General features: G+C 46.4%; 18 protein-coding genes. 7 read left to right on the top strand and 11 right to left on the bottom strand.

All coding sequences use genetic code 11. The features are described from left to right. Positions 1 to 22: 22 nt before the first annotated feature. Complete coding sequence (locus tag NIES208_RS03805) at positions 23 to 1,513, bottom strand: ArnT family glycosyltransferase (RefSeq protein WP_225875240.1); 1,491 nt, start codon at positions 1,511 to 1,513, stop codon at positions 23 to 25. A 2-nt stretch (positions 1,514 to 1,515) separates the two neighbouring features. Beyond that, positions 1,516 to 4,185: a type I DNA topoisomerase gene (gene topA, locus NIES208_RS03800; RefSeq protein WP_075889879.1), complete on the bottom strand. Its 2,670-nt coding sequence runs from the start codon at positions 4,183 to 4,185 to the stop codon at positions 1,516 to 1,518. Between the two features lie 443 nt (positions 4,186 to 4,628). Between topA and NIES208_RS03795 the strand changes: the two genes are divergently transcribed. The 3 genes from NIES208_RS03795 to NIES208_RS03785 all read left to right on the top strand — a co-directional run bounded on the left by NIES208_RS03795 (position 4,629) and on the right by NIES208_RS03785 (position 8,265). After that, positions 4,629 to 6,209 (top strand): NAD(P)H-quinone oxidoreductase subunit N, encoded by a 1,581-nt coding sequence (locus NIES208_RS03795; protein ID WP_075889877.1) that lies wholly within the window; start codon positions 4,629 to 4,631, stop codon positions 6,207 to 6,209. Positions 6,210 to 6,328: 119 nt separating this feature from the next. Continuing rightward, complete coding sequence (locus tag NIES208_RS03790; RefSeq protein WP_075889875.1) at positions 6,329 to 6,712, top strand: (2Fe-2S) ferredoxin domain-containing protein; 384 nt, start codon at positions 6,329 to 6,331, stop codon at positions 6,710 to 6,712. 113 nt (positions 6,713 to 6,825) lie between these two features. Continuing rightward, complete coding sequence (locus NIES208_RS03785) at positions 6,826 to 8,265, top strand: glycoside hydrolase 100 family protein (RefSeq protein ID WP_075889873.1); 1,440 nt, start codon at positions 6,826 to 6,828, stop codon at positions 8,263 to 8,265. Here NIES208_RS03785 and mnmA read toward each other — a convergent pair. The 8 genes from mnmA to NIES208_RS03745 all read right to left on the bottom strand — a co-directional run bounded on the left by mnmA (position 8,262) and on the right by NIES208_RS03745 (position 17,347). Next, a complete protein-coding gene (gene mnmA, locus NIES208_RS03780; RefSeq protein ID WP_075889871.1) occupies positions 8,262 to 9,332 on the bottom strand; it encodes a tRNA 2-thiouridine(34) synthase MnmA in 1,071 nt (356 codons plus the stop codon). The two genes, NIES208_RS03785 and mnmA, sit on opposite strands and share 4 nt — an antisense overlap. Before the next feature lie 91 nt (positions 9,333 to 9,423). Continuing rightward, positions 9,424 to 11,232 carry a tetratricopeptide repeat protein gene (locus NIES208_RS03775; protein ID WP_075889869.1) on the bottom strand — a complete coding sequence of 603 codons (1,809 nt, stop codon included), beginning with the start codon at positions 11,230 to 11,232 and terminating at the stop codon, positions 9,424 to 9,426. 16 nt (positions 11,233 to 11,248) lie between these two features. Further along, a complete protein-coding gene (gene lptC / locus NIES208_RS03770; RefSeq protein WP_225875239.1) occupies positions 11,249 to 12,403 on the bottom strand; it encodes an LPS export ABC transporter periplasmic protein LptC in 1,155 nt (384 codons plus the stop codon). 39 nt (positions 12,404 to 12,442) lie between these two features. Further along, complete coding sequence (locus NIES208_RS03765) at positions 12,443 to 13,075, bottom strand: LabA-like NYN domain-containing protein (protein ID WP_075889867.1); 633 nt, start codon at positions 13,073 to 13,075, stop codon at positions 12,443 to 12,445. Between the two features lie 260 nt (positions 13,076 to 13,335). Further along, entirely contained in the window at positions 13,336 to 14,928 is a 1,593-nt protein-coding gene (gene metG / locus NIES208_RS03760) for a methionine--tRNA ligase (RefSeq protein ID WP_075889865.1), read from the bottom strand. A gap of 173 nt (positions 14,929 to 15,101) precedes the next feature. Then, positions 15,102 to 15,581 (bottom strand): YggT family protein, encoded by a 480-nt coding sequence (locus NIES208_RS03755; protein ID WP_075889863.1) that lies wholly within the window; start codon positions 15,579 to 15,581, stop codon positions 15,102 to 15,104. Between the two features lie 167 nt (positions 15,582 to 15,748). Then, positions 15,749 to 16,267, bottom strand: a complete 519-nt coding sequence (gene ilvN, locus NIES208_RS03750) for an acetolactate synthase small subunit (RefSeq protein WP_075889896.1) — start codon at positions 16,265 to 16,267, stop codon at positions 15,749 to 15,751. Between the two features lie 48 nt (positions 16,268 to 16,315). Further along, positions 16,316 to 17,347 (bottom strand): alpha/beta fold hydrolase, encoded by a 1,032-nt coding sequence (locus NIES208_RS03745; protein ID WP_084176523.1) that lies wholly within the window; start codon positions 17,345 to 17,347, stop codon positions 16,316 to 16,318. A 122-nt stretch (positions 17,348 to 17,469) separates the two neighbouring features. Here NIES208_RS03745 and infC point away from each other — a divergent pair, with 122 nt between their 5' ends. From infC to NIES208_RS03730, 3 genes are all read left to right on the top strand, one after another. Next, complete coding sequence (gene infC, locus NIES208_RS03740; protein ID WP_075889861.1) at positions 17,470 to 18,006, top strand: translation initiation factor IF-3; 537 nt, start codon at positions 17,470 to 17,472, stop codon at positions 18,004 to 18,006. Between the two features lie 392 nt (positions 18,007 to 18,398). Then, positions 18,399 to 20,366 (top strand): serine/threonine phosphatase, encoded by a 1,968-nt coding sequence (locus tag NIES208_RS03735; RefSeq protein WP_075889859.1) that lies wholly within the window; start codon positions 18,399 to 18,401, stop codon positions 20,364 to 20,366. A gap of 10 nt (positions 20,367 to 20,376) precedes the next feature. Then, positions 20,377 to 21,057, top strand: a complete 681-nt coding sequence (locus NIES208_RS03730) for a TIGR04283 family arsenosugar biosynthesis glycosyltransferase (RefSeq protein ID WP_075889857.1) — start codon at positions 20,377 to 20,379, stop codon at positions 21,055 to 21,057. 165 nt (positions 21,058 to 21,222) lie between these two features. Here NIES208_RS03730 and NIES208_RS18845 read toward each other — a convergent pair whose 3' ends face one another. Next, a complete protein-coding gene (locus NIES208_RS18845) occupies positions 21,223 to 21,375 on the bottom strand; it encodes a hypothetical protein (protein ID WP_171971709.1) in 153 nt (50 codons plus the stop codon). Positions 21,376 to 21,988: 613 nt separating this feature from the next. On the opposite strand from NIES208_RS18845, the gene sds reads away from it, so the two are divergent. Continuing rightward, entirely contained in the window at positions 21,989 to 22,960 is a 972-nt protein-coding gene (gene sds / locus NIES208_RS03725) for a solanesyl diphosphate synthase (protein WP_075889856.1), read from the top strand. Position 22,961 lies beyond the last annotated feature (1 nt).

Genomic DNA, 22,961 nt, shown 5'->3' with positions numbered 1-22,961 from the left:
TGTCTCATTTGTTGGCATTTTCCTACCAACGCTGCATAGTCAATCCCGGAGAGCCGAATATTTCTTGTTCCATGAGCCAATACTGATTTGGTTTTAGGTTCTTGAAAGCCTTCGGTAAAATGGGGCGATCGCCGTAAAAATCCAAGCTAGGGCGACGGTAACCAAAGGTTGTAAACACAGCCACATTTTCTGGTGTGTTGTTACGAATAAGTTCTCCTACAGGTTTTGCAGCAAAGGTTTCATTGATTTCCCAGAGCCATGACTGGGAGCTAAATAACAACATTAAAGTGCCATACATGCCAATTATTAGCACCGTCTGGAATTTTACGTTTCTCTGTTGCCAGTACCGACCTGCCCATAAAAACATTGTTCCCACGACTATAGCGAGCAGGATTAACGAAATTTGTGGGTCAGTAACAATAAAATAAAGCGTCCCTCCATAGGCAGCGATCGCCAAAAAGTAAAATAGCAAATATAGTGAAAATTTTGAGTTTTTAAATTTAAAATAAACAGTTAAATATTGACCTATAGCGAGGGCGAAAAATGGATAAAACGGCATGATGTACCAAGGTAATTTTGTGCCCATTACCGAAATTAAACCAAAATAAAAAAGACTGCCTGACAAAATTAATTTATTACTCACAAAGCCTTGATTTTGCCATGCAAAAATATAACTTTGAATCGAAAAAAGTAACCAAGGAGCAGAATATTTAAGCAGTTCTAAAAGAAAAAACCACGGTGGATGTTGATGACGTTCGACAGCACTACCAATTCTTTCGAAGCCTTGGTTTAAAAAATGAGCTTGAATAAACTGATCGCCATATTCTTGAATCTGCGCGCCGTACCAAACGGTGGTTGGCAATAACCCGACCGCCAAACCCAGCCAAATGTAACGGTTTTGGAATACTGACCAACGTCGATCCCACAGTACAAAAATCAAGGCGATCGCCCCCAAGGGCAGCATTAATAAACCTTTAGTGAGGGCGATAATGCCTAAGCCGATGCCAAATCCTAAGCCCCAATTTTTTTTGCGACTCGATTTGAGTAAACACCAGAACGCCAAAATGAGAGCCGTCATCACCATGCCATCGAGCATGAGCAACCGACCATGGCGCACGACGGGTAATAAGGTCAGGTAAACTAACGCGCTACCAACGGCAGCCCTGCGATGTGCAAATATTTCCCGTCCCAGACAAAAGAGCAATGGCACTCCCAAAGCTGTGGCGATCGCCCCCGGTAGACGGCTAGTCCACTCATTCACTCCAGCAACTTTGTACAGCAAAGCCACCAACCAATCCATCAGCGGTGGCTTATTGAAATAGGATTCGCCAAAGATTGTGGGGTGGAGCCAATTTCCTGTGCGAAAAATTTCCCGCGCCACTACAGCCCTTGTCCCTTCATCCCAATCTCTCAGGGGGACATTACCGAGATTGAAACAAAATAGACACAAGGCGGCGATCGCCAACAAAAAAATAATGCGGCGATCGCTCCAACCCTTAAGGTCTAAGCGCACAACTATTCATCGCTAGCAGCAGCTTTCTTTGTCGCAGCAGTCTTTTTGGCCGTAGTCTTTTTCTTTGCTGTCGTCGTTTTCTTTTTAGTTGTCGTTTTTTTCCTTGTCGTTTTCTTTTTTGTGCCCTTAGAAGCCGCCTTTTCGTCGATCAACTCCAACGCTTTTTCTAAAGTAATCATTTCCACAGTTTCCCCCTCTGGCAAGCCCGCATTCACCTTTAAATGATTGACATAAATACCATAGGGACCTTCATAAACATTCACCGGTTCATTATCAGCAGGATGCTTACCGAGTTCCTTAAGGGGCGTTTTAGTTTTGCCACGACCACGACTCCGTTTAGGTTGCGCCAACAATTCCATTGCCCGCTCAAAGCTGATGGTGAAGAGATCATCCTCTTTTTTCAGAGAACGATAATCCTTACCTTCTTTGCCCTGATCGTGAACTACATAAGGGCCAAAACGACCTAAGCCAACCTTGACAGGTTTACCGGATTCGGGATGTTCTCCCAACAATCTCGGCAACGCCAAAAGCTGTACCGCCATCTCAAAGGTGAGATCTTCAGGTTTGACATTTTTCGGAAGAGAAGCCCGCTTTGGTTTTTTCTTCTCTTCGGTAACCTGACCGAGCTGGACGTAGGGACCATAACTACCCACCAGCAAATAAATGGGATCGCCGGTTTCTGGGTGCTCACCGAGCTGTTCGGGGCCTTCGGTTTTTTGTTTAAGGATCGTTTCTATCTGAGCCGGATCCAGATCTGCGGGGGTGAGATCAGCAGGCAAAGAAGCCGTGATTTTTTCATCCCCCTGCTCGGCCTCAATGTAGGGGCCAAAACGACCAATTTTCACTTTTACGGGTAAATTTTCGATGGCGATCGCCTTAGCGACAGACGGATCAATATTTTCCTCTTGAACTTTTACCTGAGTGCCAAGACCATCATCACCAAGATAGAAATTCTTTAGGTAGGGCAACCATTGGGCTTTCCCCGTAGCAATCTCATCAAGGGTTTGCTCCATGTGGGACGTGAAATCCGTATCCACAAGATTAGGAAAATGCTCTTCTAGCAATGCCGTTACCGCAAAGGCCGTAAAGGTGGGTGTGAGAGCCTTATCACGAATTTGCACATAGCCACGGTCAACAATAGTGCCGATAATTGTCGCATAGGTACTGGGACGGCCAATGCCTTTACCCTCAAGGGCTTTCACCAAACTTGCTTCGGTATAACGAGCGGGGGGCTTGGTGTTGTGCTCAATCTCGTCTAGCTGCTTGCAGGTCGGTTTATCCCCTTCTTTGAGATCTGGCAATACAACCTCTTGGTTTTCTAATGCCGCATCAGGATCATCAGACCCTTCCACATAAGCACGGAAATAGCCGGGAAAATCGATACGTTTACCCGAAGAACGAAACTCAGCATCATCAACCTTGAGCGTCACCGAAAGCTGCGTTAAACGAGCATCAGCCATCTGGCAAGCCACAGTCCGCTTCCAAATCAAGTCGTAGAGCTTCAGTTCGCGACCACTTAAACCCGTTTCTTGGGGTGTACGGAAACTGCTACCAGCGGGGCGAATGGCTTCGTGGGCTTCCTGTGCGCCTTTACTACTGGTTTTATACCGGCGTACTTTCGGGCTGAGATAGTCAGCACCATATTTTTCTTCGACACAACTGCGTGCGGCTGTTACGGCTTGGTCAGATAAATGTACCGAGTCAGTACGCATGTAGGTGATATAACCCTCTTCGTAGAGCTTTTGGGCAGTACGCATGGTATCCCGCGCTGAAATCCCCAGCTTACGGTTGGCTTCCTGTTGCAAGGTGGAAGTCGTAAATGGTGGTGATGGGCGACGGATACTGGGTTTTTCTTCGGTTTTGCTGACAACCCACTCCTGCTCTCTAATGCGCTCTTTTAGGGCGATCGCCTCCCCTTGGGAGAGAAGCACAACTCTCTTACCCTTCTTTAATTTTCCAGTATCAGGATCAAAGTCACTACCAATGGCAATTTTTTTACCACCAAGGGTGATCAGTTTGGCTTCAAATTTAGAGCGCTTCTGCTGTAGTTGAGCTTTGAGATCCCAATATTGACCCGACTGGAAAGCTTGTCGCTCCCGTTCCCGTTGCACTATTAAACGGACAGAGACTGATTGTACCCGCCCTGCGGATAAACCCTTCGCAATTTTCCGCCACAGCAAAGGAGACAGGGTATAACCGACCAAACGGTCGAGAATCCGGCGAGTTTCCTGAGCATGGACAAGATTTACATCAATTTCGCGACAATTCGTGAGGGCTTTTTGAATGGCTTCTTGGGTAATCTCATGGAAAACCATGCGCTTAATGGGTACTTTTGGCTTTAAGACTTCCAGTAAATGCCAGCTAATACTTTCCCCTTCGCGGTCTTCATCAGTCGCCAGAATCAGCTCGTCAGCTTCTTTCAGGGCTTGTTTTAATTCGGTAACAACCTTTTTCTTTTTTTTCGGCACAATGTAGAGTGGCGCGAAGTTTTCGTCCACATTTACCCCAAGCTGTGACCAAGGTTTACCCTTCTGGTCTTTAGGAACTTCGTCAGCAGAGGACGGTAAGTCACGAATATGTCCCATGGAGGCGGTGACATTGTATTCGCTAGGTAAATAATTCCGGATAGTACGGGCTTTGGTCGGTGATTCGACGATGACAAGGGTGGACATGGGCTGTCGGAGTTGATGGTGTTAGGGAAAGGACATAGAATACAAATCTTCTATATCTAATCAATGTCCTATGGGTATGCTTTTCGTCAAGCTTTGTAAGTTTGTAAGCATTGGGCCAGTGACAGATGACAATAAAATTTAGGTTGAGTGCCGTAACTAATAGTCATAACAAAAGAGGTGGGTCTTTTGCTTCTTTTAGCGAAATTCTTAGATGCAACGGGCGGCAACTCACATTAGAGATTATTGTAGAAAAATTTTTTTCTCTCGGTGTTTTATGAATCAAAAGGTCAATGGCGAGCGATCGCCAAGTCATTAGCCAAATCAGCGAATAATTGAGCGAAATTTATCAGATAGTTAGGCTGAACAAATCTATCAGTCGGTTTTTCAAGCTTGTTTGCGGTATTGTTTAATGTAAGTTGGTTCACTAAGCCTTAAGAGCACAAATGGATTTTTCAAGTACCGTTGCAAGCCAGTTGTATACTGGGGCGATTTTGCCGGAAATCATCGTAATTTTAACCCTCGTCGTCGTTCTCGTCGGGGATTTGATTGTGGGACGCTCCCGTTCTGGTTGGATTCCCTATGTGGCGATCGCCGGACTATTGGGTTCGACGGTTGCCCTATATTTCGGTTGGGATAATCCTAATCCGGTAGCATTTCTCGGCGCATTTAACAGCGACAATCTCAGCATTTTGTTTCGGGGCATTATCGCACTCTCGACCGCCTTCACCGTTATGATGTCGGTGCGTTACGTCGAACGGTCTGGAACGGCACTTTCAGAATTTATCTGTATTCTCCTTACGGCAACCCTTGGGGGGATGTTCCTGTCGGGGGCAAACGAGCTGGTGATGATTTTCGTCGCCCTTGAAATGCTCAGTATTTCGTCATATCTACTGACGGGCTACATGAAGCGTGATCCCCGTTCTAACGAAGCTGCTTTAAAGTATCTCCTCATTGGTGCAGCGAGCTCAGCAATTTTCCTTTACGGTGTATCGCTCCTCTATGGTTTGTCTGGCGGTGAAACAATTCTCAGCGACATTGCGGCAAATATTACTGATGCCCAAGGAGCACAATCCCTAGCTTTGGCGATCGCCCTCGTCTTTTCCATTGCGGGTATTGCCTTTAAAATTTCTGCCGTTCCCTTCCACCAATGGACCCCTGACGTGTACGAAGGTTCTCCCACCCCCGTCGTGGCCTTCCTATCCGTCGGTTCAAAGGCAGCGGGCTTTGCCCTTGCCATCCGTTTACTCGTGACAGTCTTTGGTTCTGTGATCGATGAATGGCACTTAATTTTCACCGCCCTCGCCATCCTCAGTATGGTCTTGGGAAATGTGGTGGCCCTCGCTCAAACCAGTATGAAGCGGATGTTGGCCTATTCCTCCATTGCCCAGGCTGGCTTTGTGATGATTGGTTTGGTCGCCAATACTGACGCGGGCTACTCCAGTGTGATTTTCTATCTGCTGATTTATCTCTTTATGAACCTCGGCGCATTCACCTGCGTTATTCTCTTTTCCCTCCGCACGGGCACTGACCAAATCTCTGAGTATGCTGGTCTTTATCAAAAGGATCCATTGCTCACTTTAGGTCTGAGTATTTGCCTGTTGTCCCTTGGTGGTATTCCGCCGTTAGCCGGTTTCTTCGGCAAAATTTATCTCTTCTGGGCTGGTTGGCAAGCAGGTCTATATTGGCTCGTGCTTCTGGGTCTGCTCACCAGTGTGGTTTCCATTTACTACTACATCCGCGTCGTCAAAATGATGGTGGTCAAAGAGCCTCAGGAAATGTCTGACTCGGTACGGAACTATCCAGTCGTTACTTGGACGGCAGTTGGCATGAGACCGTTGCAAGTGGGTTTAATCTTTGCAGTCGTGGTAACGTCCCTTGCTGGTATTTTGTCTAACCCTCTGTTTATCATTGCAGACAGCTCAGTCACCAGTACTCCCATGCTCCAAGCCGCAATTCATCCCCAGGAAGTGGTGGCAGATCAATCTATCGATTTGCTAAATGAAGTGGCGATCGCCAAGCGCTAGATAGGAAAATCACATCAAAAACTAAACTTTTTTTACCGGCTTAACACAATTAAAAATGACTCTCTTCATAATCGAAGGGAGTTTTTTATTAAGCACACCTTGTAAAACTTGTGTCCGCTATGTCAAAAACAGTATTTGTTTGTTGCCACCAAACTTGTCCGAAACAAGGAGCCTTGAAGATTTTACGGGAATTTCAAAAATATGAAGATGATCAAATAACAGTTGTCCGTAGTGGCTGTCTTGGTGAATGTGGTAGCGGCCCCATGGTCAAGGTGATGCCCGATAAGGCTTGGTATAACAATGTCCAAGTAAAAAATGTGCAGGCGATCGCCGAACAACATCTCCAGCAGGGCAAACCCGTCAAAAAATTACTCTACTGGAAATATCATGAGCAAAAAAATTATGTGACCGTTTGGATCAGTATTTTTCTTGGATTTTGGGCAAGCATGATTCTGATTTTTTGGCTCCTTGCCAGTCACACATCCTTAAACTTTGGTTTTTAAGATGTTTCCTCAGTACTAGAGATAGACCGATGAACTCAATGATTCGTAATTTCTTGAAACGCTTGCCCTACCTATAATTGCCATATCTCTAGCCGCCGAAGTATTTCGCTACTATGCCCAAAGTCCAGTCCCTCATGGAACTCGCCCGACAAGCCCATGAGTCGGTGATCATCCATTACAAAAGTCATCCAGTGGGCACGATCGCCGCCAAAGATACAAATGCACCAAACCTAAACTATGACCAGTGTTTTACCAGAGATTTTGCGGTTTCGGCCTTTGCCTTTTTAATGGAGGGCAAAACAGAGATTGTCCGCAACTTTTTAAAGCTCACCCTAGCGCTCCAAAACCACGAGCGGCAGCTGGATTGTTTTAAACCCGGCACGGGCTTAATGCCTGCCAGTTTTAAGATCGAAACCTGTGGCGAAAAAGAACGCATTATTCCGGATTTTGGGGAACAGGCGATCGCCCGCGTCACGCCAGTGGATTCCTGTTTATGGTGGCTGCTTTTATTACGAGCCTATGTCAAAAAAACAGGCGATACCGAGCTTGCCCATAGTCCAGCATTTCAGCAGGGAATTCAACAGATTCTAGAGCTGTGTTTACGGACAAGATTTGATTTATTTCCCACCCTTTTAGTCCCTGATGGCGCATTTATGATCGATCGCCGCATGGGTGTCTATGGCTACCCCCTAGAGATTCAGGTTTTGTTTTATGCCGCATTAAGAGCATCAAGAGAATTACTGATCCCAACCGATAAAACGAGTAAAGATTTTATTGAAGCAGCAACTGAAAGAACGAGCCAATTGATGTACCATTTGCGGACTTATTATTGGTTGAATTTAGATCGGTTGCAAAAAATTTACCGTTTTCATGTGGAAGAATTTGGCTCCAGTGTTGATAACTGGCTCAATATTTATCCCGAATCAATTCCCAATTGGTTAACGGAATGGCTGCCCTCAGAAGGGGGATATTTTGTCGGCAATTTAGGTCCCGCTCGCATGGATTTTCGCTTCTTTTCCCAAGGTAATTTATTAGCAATTATTACCAGCCTCGCCGATGAGCAACAGTCCAAAGATATTCTTTCGGTGATTGAACAGCGCTGGGATGATTTGGTGGCAATGATGCCGATGAAAGTGTGTTATCCAGCCATCGAAGGGCGCGATTGGCAGACTACGACGGGTTGGGATCGCAAAAATTTGCCTTGGTCTTACCATAATGCTGGCAGTTGGCCGATGTTGCTGTGGCTCCTCGCTGCCGCCGCCCAAAAAATGGGCAAACCAGAGCTGGCAAAAAAAGCAGTGGCGATCGCCGGACAAACTTTAGCCGATGACAACTGGCCGGAATATTATGACGGTAAACAGGGCAGACTCATCGGCCGCGAAGCCAGACAATGCCAAACATGGACGATCGCCGGCTACCTCTCGGCCAATTATCTCCTTGACGATCCCAATAATCTCGATTTGATCGCTTTCAAGCCAGAGGCGATCGCCCTAACCTGCGACCTCAACCCGAAACAAATGGCAGCCTATACCGAACTAGATTTATTCAGTTAAGCATCAACATTGGTAGGCTCATTTTCGATAATGCCACCACCCAGAACCTTTTCGCCATCATATAGAACTGCCGCTTGTCCGGGGGTAATGCCAAATTGCGGCTCATCAAAAACGAGTTTGAGACAACCTTCTTCCAAAGGAATAACATTCACAGGAACCGCCTTACTACGATAACGAACCTGCACCTCTGCCCGAATGGGTGCGTTAATCGGCGCAATAGAAACCCAATTCATACGATTGACGCTACATTCATCCTTCCCAGCGCGATCACGGGTACTGACAATCACCCGATTCATGACACTATCCAGCTTCACCACATAGAGCGGTTCCGGCGCAGCAATCCCCAAACCCTTCCGCTGACCAATGGTGTAGTGGTGAATACCTGTGTGCTTCCCTAGGATTTTGCCATCGAGATCAACAATATCGCCTTCTTTTTGATCGATATATTTATCCAGAAAAGTTTTCATGGAGCCATGGGCTTCAATTAGGCATAAATCTTGGCTTTCCGGTTTTTTTGCTGTCGATAATTTCATTTCTTCAGCAATTTCGCGGGTGTAATCTTTTGTGTATTCACCGAGGGGAAAAAGCGTCCCCGCCAACATCTCTTGGGTGAGATCGTAGAGGAAATAAGACTGATCTTTATTGCGATCCACTGCCCGCAAAAGTTCATAGCGCCCAGTTTCTTCGTTATGGCGAATCTTCGCGTAATGGCCTGTGGCAATTTTCTCGATGCCCAGCTCTTCCTTTGCCCATTGCAACATCGGCCCGAATTTCACCATGCGATTACATTGGGAGCAAGGCAGCGGTGTTACCCCGGATTCGTAGCCTGTCACTAAATAATCAACAATATATTTCTGGAACAGATCGCGACTGTCTACAACGTGGTGGGTAATGCCGAGCTGTTCGCAAATATCGGCAGCATCGACCATCCCCTCGGAGCAACATTGACCTTTCCCTTTCATCAGCCATAGTGTTACGCCCTCCACTTCATATCCTTGACGGTGGAGAATGCCTGCTGTAACGGAGCTATCTACGCCCCCTGATAAACCGACAGCAACTTTACTCATGGCTCTTGTTTGATCTGTTTAAAAAATTCAAAGGTAATGCATCATTGTACCGATGTTTTTTCAAAATCGAGCAGTATTTTTTTTGTTTTGGCTAAAGTCTTGGCAAAATTTTGGGCAGTAATTGGCTGGGGACTTCAGACAGAGCCTGATTTTGCGCCACAATGCCGCCTTGTTCGTAGAGGGCACGGACTCCACCAATTAAATAACTGAGGGTATCTGTGTAGGTTAAAGTGTTTTCTGTTTGTTTACTCAGGCTGAGGCTATGGGACTTGATCGCGGTTTGTAGATGTTCAATTTTTGCCTCTGATGGTAGGGGCGAAGTGATTTCTGTGGCGAGTTGATAGTGGATGAGTCCCATATTGTTGAGGGTTTCGAGGACATCAAAGTCAATGGCTAGGGGAGGCTGTTCTTGGCTGAGGAGATGGGCAAGGCTTAGGGCGACTTCGTAGCTGGCGATCGCCTGTTCGAGGATATGTTGCCATTGGGTTTCGTCTTCGGTGAGGTAAACGCTGAGCTGCCAATAGCTCGTGCCAAGGTTGTTGTGGGTAGAAGCGCAACCGACGGGGTTGGTTTCGGGGGTGCGATAGTCTAGGGCGGCACGGTAGGCGGCGATCGCCACCCGGAGACAGCTCACCGGATCTTGGTGCTGGGAAAGGTTGAGATAAGCAGTACCGAGGTTATTTTGCATCATCGCCCAGTGACTCGGCTCGTCACTTTGGGAGAGATACTTTAAGGCAGATTCGTAGCAGCTAATAGCGCCCTGTAAATGTTGGGGGGCATTTTCCTGCTGTGCCAAGTGCCAATACACCGTCCCCAAATTATTTTGGGTCGAAACATAGCGGAGGGTGTCGGTTTCTGGAGAGCGATATTGCAAGGCGGCTTCATAGGCTTGAACGGCTTGGTAGAGCGGCGCAACATGCCCTTGGGCATAGGCAAGATCGCTGTACACTGCCCCCAGATTGTTTTGCACCATGGCATAAAATTCTGGTTCTGGCGATGGAATTATCGTTGCGAGGGCTTGGTTGTAGTAGTCAATAGACTGCTGTAAATGGCTTTGCTTCACCGCATTTTCTGTGTCTTGTCGCGCCAGTAGCCAAGTGAAGTTGCCGATGTCGTTATACAAATCCCCCAGTCGGCGATCGCCCGGCTCTAGATAGCCAAATAACGTTTCATAGCTTTCAATGGCCAGCTTTAAGGTCACAACACCAGTATCACCCCCATGAATTGCCTCACGATATTGCTGGGAAAGCCGCCATGCCTCATCATCGGAGGTCACATTTTCCGGTAACGCTAAAGCAGGAGACTCAGACGCACGGAAATATTGATCAAAAAACTGCTGATCCTGCGCGGGGAAAAATCGCTCTGGCCGCGGTAAATCATAAAGCTTAACAGGCGTTGGTTCCCCTTGAAACTCAAACAAACCCGTCCGCCACTGCCAAAACTCGGGCACAGATTCCATAATGCTGTTCATCCACGGGCGCGGCAACCACAACAGCAAATTAAAGTCCATTTTCGGCACATAGACATCGGCAATAAATTTTAGATGCTTTAAAAAACGCCGTTGTTGCTGGCTCGATTGCAGCGTTAAATGCTCGATCCCCGTGAGGGCAAAGGTTGGCGGTTTATGGGGATTGACGCTCTGCTGATGTTCCTTTAACCAATGGGAAATCGCTAGCAGAGGATTTAGTTCTGGATTTTTTTCATCAAGGGCGATCGCAATTAAGGCATGCTCTTCCGCAGTCGTCTGGGGATGCTGCTCACTGAGACGCTCCATCAGGCGATCGCGCCAATAGCGATTGTCACAAACGGCCACCCAAATTTGTCGCCGTAGTCCAAGGGATAAACCTTGGGCAAGTTGCTGATAAGTCTGTTGATTGCGATACAGCTCTGGAGGAATCACGCCACTTTTTTTAAATTTAAGGAATTACTTTTGTTGTCACAGGTTTTGTGCTAGTTCCGGATATAACGAGCCTACTATTATTTAGCTGACCGACAGCACGGTTACCCGTGAGGGTCAGGCGCGGTTCATTTTGCTCATAAACAACATTCCCCTGAGCCACTAACTGTTGCGTTTCTAAATTCCAATCTACCCGTCCAGCCTGCAATGTCGACGGGGGCTTTTTGCCCACTCCCCGCACGGCTCCCACTAACTGAACCTCTTGGGTATTGAGATTAAATTGTCCAGCCTCACCACGAAACTGAACCTTTTCCTTTTCGTGGGTAATTTGCACTGACTTTTTCCCCACAATAACGCCCTCCTCCATATCCCAAACGGCTTCACCACTGGCAAATTGAGCCTTGGGCTTGAGACTATTCAGTAAGACATCCCCAGAAACGGTGACTTCCTGCTCCGCGATGTTGACCTCGGCGGTCTTTGCTCGTAAGCGTGTGGTCACTTCTTCTTCGGTATATTGCTGAACCTCTAAGCCATCTTCGGCTGTCACCACATCTTCTTCAAATTGCCAAATAACTTGTTCGCTCAAAATACGTAACGCTGGTTCAATGGTCAGAGCATCGACTTCTTCCGTTAGTTCTAGTTCCGAGCGATCAATAAAGTATTGGGCTTTGGTGGCAGTAAATTGACCATTGGGATATTTGCCTTGTAACTCCGCATCAATAATGAGTAAATCGTTTTCTGGTTGCCATTCTGCCAATTCGGTTTCAAGTACAGCGCCTGTACGGTTATCTGTGACGATAATGTTCGTTTCAAGGATTACCCGTTCACCGTCATTGATCACCTGTCCGGCCTCTGCTTGGAGGCTGAGGATTACCTCGCCATCTTCATATAGATTCCCCACAATGCCAGTCACTGTTGCGGTTTTGCGATCCTGGCTGTAGATCGCTTCTTCGGTTTGAAGCCGCCACAAAAGTTTGCCATCGATATCGGATTGTTCCAAGATTGCATTGGCCACAACTAAGCGGTTTTCTGTGCCCACTTCGATAGTCTCTTCTGGTTCTAATGGTGGCGGTGTATTGCGGCAGCTGTAGGTCGTGATGCAAAGACTAATGATGAAGATGTAACTCAAAAGTTTTTGAGGCGATCGCCAACACCCTTGTGATAACAACAGCAAAGATTTATCCAAAAAACTAGAGCGCACTATTTGCCTCACTTATTCATGGCTGGGAAGCTCTAAAGAAGAACCATTACCATTATCCTTTTTTCGCTCGATGGGTGGGATTTGAGGTGGATGATTTTGATCGCGGTGGAACTTTTGAATATCCGTTTGAATTTGCTCTAGATCAATGTAGCGGTCTGCCACATTAATCAAACTATCACTAGTCATTGAGCGTAAACTTACGACTTCAACCCTAGCGCCGCGATAGCTCACAGCATCCACTGCGTAGGCTAGATCGCCATCACCACTGACCAAGACAGCTGTATCGTAGGAGCCGACTAGGGCCATCATATCCACCGCGATTTCCACATCAAGATTTGCTTTTTTGGAGCCATCAGGAAGTTGCACCAAATCCTTGGCGATGACACGGTAGCCGTTACGCCGCATCCATAACAAAAAGCCTTGTTGTTTTTCATTGGCCCGATCAACTCCTGTGTAGAAAAAAGATCTAAGGAGTCGGGAACCGCCGGTTAGGCGATATAAAAGTTTGCTGTAGTCGATCTCGATGCCTAGCTGTAGCGCTGCATAAAACAAATTTGAGCCATCGATAAAGATCGCTACACGACCTCGATTTTCCAATACCTGTTCAGGAGAGAAAACCGGATCGCTACCAAAGTGATCCAGCATTTTTCGTTATGCCTCTGTAAGATTTTATTAAAGGGATTGTTTTTATAAAACGGTCTTTATTTAAAAAGTGGGTTACCCCGATAATTAAGCTTACTGAGAAAGCTCGATTTTCGTCAAAACTTTTATAATTCCCTCGGAGTTAGGCGATCGCCTCACACTTCAAGGAGATTAATCATCACTCTTTGATGTTGCTCCCATAACAATGCTTGAGCTAATTAAGCCAATGAATTGATCGCCTCACACTTCAAGGAGATTAATCATCACTCAATATCCTGCGGCAACTCAAGGCGCGCAAAAATCGGTTTTGCCTTAGGCAAGGTACGTTCTGGCCAGGAGAGTCCCCATTGACTATGACTGGCGAATGGATATGCTGCGGCTAGGTTCGATAGGTCATTAAAGTCACCACTAAACCCTAGTTGTCGGTAGATCTCGGTACTAAGATTCGGAATAATTGGCGCGAGTAGATAGCCAGCTAAACGAACTGATTCGAGAATGCTAAATAGAATCACCTCCACTTGGCTTTGCTCGCCGGCCTTAAAAAGTTTCCATGGTGCACTGTCATCGATATATTTATTGCAAGCTTGAATCAATTCCAGAACGGCGGTGCAGGATGCCGATAGATTGAGCGCTTCGTAATGGGCGACAATGCGATCGCCAAGGTGATGACCCAAAGCTTTTAAGGGATGATCATCGGCAATGGTGGCGAGGTCAAGCTGAGGAATTTCACTTTTACAGTATTTTTTCAACATCCCCAAGGTGCGATTTAGCAGATTACCAAGGTCATTGGCGAGATCGGCGTTAACGGTGTTGATAAAGCGAACTTCGTTAAAATCGCCGTCTTTTCCGAGTTCGACTTCTTTGAGGAAATAATAGCGCAAGGCATCAGAGCCATACCGATCTACTAGCTCAAAGGGATCAATGATATTGCCGAGACTTTTTCCCATTTTGAGACCGTTTTTGGTGAGAAAGCCATGGCCAAAGATGCGACCGGGTAGGGGCAGCTCGGCAGACATCAGCATGGCAGGCCAGTACACGGCATGGAATCGCAAAATATCTTTTCCGATCAGATGCACATTAATGGGCCAAAATTTGGCGATCGCCGTCTCAAGATTTACTTCATCACCATCTTCCAACAACGCCGTGAAATAACCGAGGAGCGCATCAAACCAGACGTAGATAGTATGGTCAACATCGGTAGGAACCGGGAAACCCCAGTCAAGGTTAATGCGAGAAATAGAAAAGTCCTTGAGGCCTTGTTTAACAAAATTCAGAACTTCATTACGGCGACTCGCAGGCTGAATAAAGTCAGGATTAGATGCGTAGAGCGCTTCGAGCTGAGCTTGATAATTGGATAGGCGGAAAAAATAGTTTTGCTCATCACGCCATTCGGCTTTTTTGTTGGTGTGAATCGCGCAGTAACGGTCTTCGATGAGGTCTTTTTCTTCTTTAAATTCTTCACAGGCAACGCAATACCAACCCTGTTGTTGATCAAGGTAAATATCGCCTTTGTCCCACACTTTGCCGAAAAATTGCTCAACGATTTTGGCGTGGTTCGCTGCCGTCGTCCGACTAAATCTGTCGTACTGGATATTGTATTTTTCCCACAGATCTTTAAAGCTGCCAATAATGCGATCGCAGTGGACTTGAGGCTCTAAGCCTGCTTCTTCGGCTGCACGCTGAATTTTTTGGCCATGTTCGTCTGTCCCGGTAATGAGTAACACATCTTCGCCTTGTAAACGGTGAAAACGGGCGATCGCATCGGCGGCCATAGTGGTGTAGGCACTACCGATGTGGGGCAGACCATTAACGTAATATAACGGCGTAGTAATCGAGAAACGTGCGGGAGAAGTCATAAACTAACGGCGATCGCCTAGGGAAAATCACAAAAGAACAAAAATTAGCAGGCTCTCCACATTAAAAGCAAAGAGCAACACAAAGTACCTTTAGCAAATCTTATCTTACAAGGATGGTCGTCTATCCCTTGACCAGATTTCAGCAACCTTTGGCTTGAGCCATTAGCTGATGACTATGAGTCTGGCGAAGAAACCTGCTGGTAAACATAGGTCGTAAGCCACACTGCCAAAAAGCCTAACAAACCATAAATCATCATCGCAATCAGTAGATTAACATCAAAGATATTTTGACCGATGGTGGCATCAGTACTTTGCACAGGGCTGATAAATAGCGTCGAAAACGGTGTCACAAAGGGCGCAGACAAACCATAGATCGATTTGGCAAAAAGGTTATCAGGATTCGCTCCGGATAGGCGCAGGAAAAATCGCAGTGCGAGTAGAACCTCCAGAAAACCAACCAAAAAATAAATACTATTTCTCACCCGAAAGAAAAATAGACGCTGTTGTCTCGCCCGTAATTTTTGCTCTTCTCGTTTAAGCTTTTGGGCTTCCCGCGACGCTGCGGTCATATTCTGTTTTGAAGGTGGGGGCGATGATGGTGGCTTGTTCGGATCGGGATCAGAGTCAGGGAAGTTGTGGGGCGAATTGCTCATGTTCTTTGCCTCGTGGATCGCAGCATTGAAATCACCGTCATTATAGGGCTGTTAAGGTTTACGGAAAATCCACCGATATAACTAGAGGCCTAGAGACTTTTCTTGGAGTCTCGGCAGTCATTCGGCGATCGCCCCCTACTAGCCATGTCAAATCACCCAAAATGAACCTAGGCTTTCTTGCCAACAGACTTGAGATATTCTGTATTAACACCGGACTCACGTACAAGGGCAAGCTTGCCAGTGCGCGCCACTTCGATAATGCCGAATTTTTCTAACATCTGGAGAATGGCGACCATTTTGCCCGGATCACCCACCACTTGGACGGTCACCGTTGCCTCGGAAATATCAACAATGCGAGCCCGGAAGACCTGCACCAACTGCATGACTTCAGAGCGTTGGTTGGCATCAGCATTTACCTTAACAAGCATCAATTCCCGTTCGACACAGGGTTTGACCGTAACGTCATTCACCTGGCGCACATGAATCAGTTTGTCAAGCTGAGCGGACACCTGCTCAATTTCCTTTTCATCACAGGGAACCACCATCGTAATGCGTGAAATGCCCTCTTTTTCTGCTGGCCCCACCGCAAGACTTTCAATGTTAAAACCGCGGCGGGCAAATAGTCCGGCAATACGTGTCAAAACGCCGGCTTCGTCTTCAACTAAAACTGAGAGGGTATGCTTCATCATGGGCAAGAACAGTCTTCGGGGCGAGTAAACCAAAGAGCTATATTACTACAGCAGGTCTATCTCCCCTAACCACTGGGTAAATAATTGATACACGAGTTCTGGGGCTTCGTCGTGGGGGCAATGGCCTAAATTCGGCAAAATCTGGAGGCGAATCTGGGGATTTGTGCTCGCTAAAGCCGGGGCGATCGCCACAGGCACAAAGCGATCCTTCTCCCCCCACAACATCAAAATCGGACAGGCAATTTGCGGTAACACCTGTTTCATCGGCGGGCAAAATTCTGGACGACTGACGCGACGGCTTAAAGCAACAAAAGCCTCTACTGCCCCAAAATCCGCCGTTGGCGCCTCAATAATGTCAATTAATTCTTCTTGCAGAGCTTCTAGGGAAGGGTAAGCCAGCTTCAGCCAATTTTTCAGCACACCCCGACGGCGCAAAACATCAAACAGACGACGAATTAACCATGGACGCATTGTCGCTTGCTCGATTTTGCCGACCATGGGGCGCAAAGGGGCGGGAATCATCTCCTGACGCTGGGCTACATCCGGCACACTCAGTAGGGCGATCGCCGCCGCTTTGTCCGGATACTTGTGCGCCACAACAGCAGCAACCAACGAGCCAATAGAGTTGCCCATAATCAATGCAGGTTCCGAGACAATTGTTTCGAGAAAATAATTGAGTTGCCCGACCCACAGCGGCACACCAAAATCTAGATGGGCTTTTTCTGAACCACCGAATCCCAGTAAATCAATACTGTAAACCGGGCGATCGCCTGCAACTAACGGGATAAACTCTCGCCAATGCTCAATCGATGCCCCAAACCCGTGAATTAAAACAAGGGGCGTGTTCACATTCTGGAGATCAGCGTGCGGCGATCGCCAAAAACTATAGCGACACTGCCGCCCCTGCCACAAAAAACTACGCTGGTGACCAATACGTTCTTGCCAGAAAATAAACGGAGAAATCTCCCCCCTAGAACCCTGCAACACTTGAACTTCATTAATCTTCACCAATAATCGCCTCCCCCCAAAAACTTTACCAAGTAGAAATACCTTGAATTTAGATCCGCCGGGGGACATAAATTTCCACTTTCAATAACGAAAAGACAATGAATAGGTAAAATAGTTAATAAGTTTTCAATTTCTTATTGATCTATTTAATATTCACCCTAAAACTTTATCAACCATTCAACCCATAGCCTGTGAAAGATAGAAGACGCGTAAAACGCGACCTCCCGAAAATCAACGAAAGAATTCGTTTTCCTAAAATTCGTGTCATTGGCACTGAAGGCGACCAGCTGGGCATCATGACACCAGCCGAAGCACTAGAAGTCGCCGAAGAAGAAGAACTCGACCTAGTGTTGGTTAGTGAAGGTGCAAAACCGCCTGTTTGCCGCATCATGGACTACGGCAAGTACAAATTTGAGCAAGAAAAGCGCGCCCGTGAAGCGAAAAAGAAGCAGCACAACGCCGACTTAAAAGAAGTCAAAATGCGCTACAAAATTGAAGAGCATGACTACCAAGTCCGCGTTAACAACGCGTTACGCTTCTTGAAGGCTGGCGACAAAGTGAAAGCAACGATCACCTTTCGAGGCCGCGAAATCCAGCACTCTAATTTGGCCTACAAGCTATTAGACCGGATGGCAAAGGACTTAGAAGAAGTCGGTGAAATTCAACAGCGCCCTAAGCGTGAAGGTCGCAATATGATGATGATCATGGCTCCGAAGAAATCAAACTAAACTCTACTTTGTGTTTAGCGTTGCTTAACTTCTTGATTTAAAATCGCCGAATTATTTTTAACATTATGATTCGCGATGCCCACCCAAGACTAATGGTCTGCCAGAGGATTTAGACTTGTCTGAAGCAGATCATTAGTTGTGGGGATAAATACATCGACTTAAATGTAGCGCCAAGCTTTAGTTGCTAGTTTTAGGCCTAATCGTAGCAGTGAAGTTGCTGAGATATTGCCCTGGAGCCGTTGCAAAAAAAATTAAGATCGCCACAGTAAAGCTTTTAGTCGTTGCCCGGTAATGTTGTGTAATATCTTAGCTTTATCTACACATGCCTTCAGTAAAATTAAGCTAAGCTTATTTCGTTGCCTAAAGTCCTACTCTATAAGGACGATGTTCTAATGATCACTTGCCCAAAGTGCAGCCAGCAAAACCCTTTAGAAAATCGCTTCTGTCAATATTGCGGGACTTCGCTATTGGTTCCTTGTCCCCATTGTGACAGTCAGGTAAAGCTTCAAGACATTGAATGCAATGATTGTGGTGGTCAGCTTATACCCACACTCATTGGACTTGTTCTTCAGGGTGATCCAGTAATTTTTGAGACAGCATCCCACCTCGATACCCAGGGGCGCTATGCGATCGCCCAACTTACCGAGGCAGAAAAAGAAGGTTTTCGTGGGATTCCGGTTCTGGATGGGCAGCCGGAGGAGTTTTCTTACTTAGAGCAAGTGTTGGACCAAGAGGCGGAAAATTTACAGACCCTCGTCGCTACTGATAAAGATGGTCTTTCCAATCCTCAGCTTTGGCTACAGATGGGGATTCCGGCGATCGCCAGACATTACCTAAGCCTCCAAGAAATGTCTTTTGGTTTTCCTGTGCTGCGAGACGCTTGGATGAGCGCCGATCACCATATTCTCCTATTAGAGCAGCGCCACGATACAGTTTTGCTCACGGACTATCTAGGCCAATCTCCCCCCCACTACCAGCAAATTTTACAGTGGACTTACCAAATGGTCAGTATGTGGCGAGAATTGGAACCCCTTCGTTGCTGCCGATCTTTACTCGTCAAAGGGAATTTATTCATTGACGAAGACCAGAGTTTAATTATTGAACGACTCATTGAAGATGCCCCCCTAGAGTTTCCGACCCTTAAGGCTCTAACAGATCTGTGGGAAGAGCTATTCCATACCTCCGAAGCAGCAGAGTTTGCGGCTCTACAAACGGTGATTGAACAGAATATCGCCACAAATTTGGCAAAACCAAAGGATTTGATGGGGGCGATTAAGTCCTTAGCAACGGGTGAAAGTGCTGGTGGTGTCACAACAGTGATCCAATCTCCTAATGATCTCCTTTTAGACGACGATCATGATTGGGCACATCGAGAAGAATTTCAAGAAGATCCTGAAACCGATGCGGATCTAGATATTATTACTGAGGCATCGGAAGATGAAGAAGCGTCCATTACCACGGTCGTCAATCTAGATCAGATGGACTATAGCAGTGATGGTGATGAGCAACCCACTGTGGTTTTGCCCATGCACCTCCTCAATCTTGAGGATGCGGGTCTGAGTGATATTGGCAACCAGCGCGATCATAATGAAGATTATTTTGGGATTCAAACGCAGCTGGAAAAGCAAGAAAATCTACTCGGCAAACAGGTAAAGGCTAGGGGACTCTATATTGTCTGTGATGGTATGGGGGGACATGCAGCGGGGGAAGTGGCGAGTGCACTCTCGGTGGAAAGTTTGCAAAATTATTTTCAAAAGTATTGGCAAGATAAGTTGCCGGATGAAGAAACTATTAAAACAGCGATTTGGCAGACGAATCAAAAGGTTTACGATATTAATCTCAAAAATTCTCGTTCGGGTAGTGGGCGCATGGGAACTACTCTGGTGATGGTGCTTGTTCAGGATAATAAAGCGGCGATCGCCCACGTTGGAGACAGTCGTATCTATAGAGTGAGCCGTAAGTGGGATTTAGAGCAATTAACCACGGATCATGAAGTGGGACAACGGGAAATCCAAAAGGGTGTAGAACCGGACATTGCCTACGGACGTGCGGATGCCTATCAACTCACCCAGGCGATCGGGCCACGGGACAATACCTTCGTGCAGCCAGATGTCACCTTTATCGACATCAACGAAGACAGCTTATTTTTGCTGTGCTCTGATGGGCTGTCTGATAACTCGCTTCTTGAGCAATCCTGGGAAAAACATCTTTTACCGTTACTAAGTTCGAGGGCAAATCTTGACCAAGGCGTTAAGGAATTAATCGAATTGGCCAATGAACATAATGGCCACGACAATATTACAGCGGTACTTGTGCGAGTTAAGGTGCGCCCAAATCTTTCCGCGCCTCCCATAGCGTAGCGATCGCCCTGTGATTAGCGTCATTATTCCGGTGCTCAATGAGGCTGAGGGCATTGGTTCTTGTTTAGATCAATTCATGCTGTGGGCGAATCATCTCGAAATTATTGTGGCCGACGGTGGCAGTGATGATGGCACCCAAGAGATTGTCAGAAAATATCCGGTTAAGCTCCGACAATGTCCCTTAGGGCGAGGACAACAGATGAACCATGGTGCGGCGATCGCCACTGGGGACATTTTGTTATTTCTCCACAGTGATACCTTTTTGCCAGAAAATTTTATTGAAACCATTGAAATAACCCTAGCGAAACCCGGCGTTGTAGCAGGAGCATTCCAGTTAGAAATTGATGATCCGCAGCCAAATTTACGCTGGATTGAGCGGACAGTGCGATGGCGATCGCAGTTTTTCTCTCTACCCTACGGCGACCAAGGTATTTTTGTTAAAACCGATATTTTTCGGACATTGGGAGGCTATGCCGCACTACCCATTATGGAAGATTACGAATTTATTTGTCGTCTGAAACAACAAGGTCACATTGCAATAGCTGCAACCGCCGTTAAAACATCCCCACGTCGCTGGCAAAAACTAGGGATTTGGCGTACCACTTTCCTCAACCAAGCCATGATTATGGGCTATCACTTGGGTGTTAAACCCGACACATTACGGCAGTGGTATCGTCAACAAGCCTCTTAAAGCATTAATCAGAATTTTCCATAAAAAAGGCGATCGCCCACTGATCTTGCAAAGTACCAGGGTGGCGATCGCCAAACTTACTCTCATTTTTACCGATAGAATTCTCAGAATTCCTCAGGGCGATGATTCAATCATCAGACAATTTAACGACAACAGGACGACTCCCTAAAAAGGGCGCATCGTTTTTGTCGAATCCATTGGTTTATCCTTACCTCGGCTAGCCGCATGACGCTGCCATAGACCAAGACCAAAATAAACACCACAGAGATAAATTGCCGATAACACTAAGACAACTAGCGGAATGTCAAAAAGTACCATTGCTGTAAGCCCCCCAAGCTTTCAATTATTGACATTGCTAGGATCGATCGCTCTTATTAAATTTTTTAGTTAGCTGAGTATCGTCACCTAAAACTTTTCGCCATTACCCAAACAGCTCGCCCGTGATCCTAGTAAAATTTTCTAGGTACACAAAAGCCGGCTATCTGCTATGCAAATATCCTGAATCGGCAACCCCTTTAACAACCGCTAAAAGCCTACTGCCGAATGATTGATAACTTAGATATATAACGTTGCGAAAAGAGCAGTCACCATAGCTTCCCCACACCAAAAGAAAGAGACACTATATTCCAGGCAACTTTTCCCAAGCCTAACAATTTCGCCATCTAGGGAACACAATATGTGATAAAAACCACAGTTCACTTGATTTTGCAAATTGTAATAAAATACTTAAGACCCTATGTCTAAAGGATAACACGCAAATCCATATATTTCAGGACTTTTGCTATCTTTTTCTTGAAGAATTTTGAAAATTCTACCCTTAGAAAAACGGCGATCAAATCGCAAAAACAAGTAGTTTTCTGCTGAAAAGAGTCTGTTGCAATACAATATAGCTATGTAAATTTTCGTTAACAAGTTTCCCGCGGCTTAAATAATGATTTCAGCGACTACTCTTTTCACCCCCGTCGAAGCCGACCTCAAACAACTCAGTGAGAATCTGACAAACTTGATTGGTGCACGTCATCCCATTCTTGGAGTAGCGGCAGAACATTTATTTGCAGCCGGTGGAAAGCGAGTAAGACCGGCCATTGTATTACTTGTTTCCCGGGCCACTTTAGGCGATCGCCCCCTCACGCAACGACACCGACGCTTAGCTGAAATCACAGAAATGATTCACACGGCCAGCCTTGTGCACGACGATGTTGTCGATGATGCGTCGTTACGCCGTAATGTACCGACCGTTAATAGCCTCTTTGACAATCGCATCGCTGTGCTCGCGGGAGACTTTTTATTTGCTCAGTCTTCTTGGTATCTCGCTAATCTTGATAACCTCGCAGTAGTAAAGCTTTTATCGGAAGTTATTAAAGATTTTGCCGAGGGCGAAATTCAGCAGGGTTTAAACCGCTTCGACACCAGCCTTACTCTCGAAACTTATCTTGAAAAGTCCTATTACAAAACGGCATCCCTCATTGCCAATAGTGCGAAAGCCGCTACAGTTCTCAGTGAAACGGACTCCACCATCAGCGATCGCCTCTACGATTACGGTCGAAACCTCGGTCTAGCCTTTCAAATTGTCGATGATATTCTTGATTTCACAGCCTCAACAGAAGTTTTAGGGAAACCCGCAGGCTCTGATTTAATTGGTGGTCACGTTACAGCCCCAGCACTGTATGCCATGGAAGAGCACCCTGTGTTGACCCAATTCATTGATCGTGAATTTGCCGAAGAAGGTGATGCAGAAAAAGCATTAGAACTTGTCCGCAATAGTGAAGGGGTGCGCCGTTCAAAAGAATTAGCAGCCCACCATGGCCGCTTAGCTCTAGAAAGTTTAGCTTGTTTGTCTCCGTCTCCATCAAAAGACGCTTTGACTGATTTGATCGATTATGTCTTGAGTCGCATGTACTAAG

The organism is [Limnothrix rosea] IAM M-220 (assembly GCF_001904615.1).
Taxonomy (GTDB): Bacteria; Cyanobacteriota; Cyanobacteriia; order Cyanobacteriales; family MRBY01; genus MRBY01.
This window is presented reverse-complemented; position numbering and strand designations above follow the sequence as displayed.

Bases quoted from the DNA above. Each gene is read 5' to 3' on its own strand.
- NIES208_RS03745 (WP_084176523.1), bottom strand. From the start codon at position 17,347: ATGTCCCCCGGCGGATCTAAATTCAAGGTATTTCTACTTGGTAAAGTT.
- ilvN (WP_075889896.1), bottom strand. From the start codon at position 16,267: ATGAAGCATACCCTCTCAGTTTTAGTTGAAGACGAAGCCGGCGTTTTG.
- topA (WP_075889879.1), bottom strand. From the start codon at position 4,185: ATGTCCACCCTTGTCATCGTCGAATCACCGACCAAAGCCCGTACTATC.
- NIES208_RS03790 (WP_075889875.1), top strand. From the start codon at position 6,329: ATGTCAAAAACAGTATTTGTTTGTTGCCACCAAACTTGTCCGAAACAA.
- NIES208_RS03795 (WP_075889877.1), top strand. From the start codon at position 4,629: ATGGATTTTTCAAGTACCGTTGCAAGCCAGTTGTATACTGGGGCGATT.
- NIES208_RS03765 (WP_075889867.1), bottom strand. From the start codon at position 13,075: ATGCTGGATCACTTTGGTAGCGATCCGGTTTTCTCTCCTGAACAGGTA.
- metG (WP_075889865.1), bottom strand. From the start codon at position 14,928: ATGACTTCTCCCGCACGTTTCTCGATTACTACGCCGTTATATTACGTT.
- NIES208_RS18845 (WP_171971709.1), bottom strand. From the start codon at position 21,375: ATGGTACTTTTTGACATTCCGCTAGTTGTCTTAGTGTTATCGGCAATT.
- NIES208_RS03785 (WP_075889873.1), top strand. From the start codon at position 6,826: ATGCCCAAAGTCCAGTCCCTCATGGAACTCGCCCGACAAGCCCATGAG.
- sds (WP_075889856.1), top strand. From the start codon at position 21,989: ATGATTTCAGCGACTACTCTTTTCACCCCCGTCGAAGCCGACCTCAAA.
- mnmA (WP_075889871.1), bottom strand. From the start codon at position 9,332: ATGAGTAAAGTTGCTGTCGGTTTATCAGGGGGCGTAGATAGCTCCGTT.
- NIES208_RS03735 (WP_075889859.1), top strand. From the start codon at position 18,399: ATGATCACTTGCCCAAAGTGCAGCCAGCAAAACCCTTTAGAAAATCGC.
- NIES208_RS03755 (WP_075889863.1), bottom strand. From the start codon at position 15,581: ATGAGCAATTCGCCCCACAACTTCCCTGACTCTGATCCCGATCCGAAC.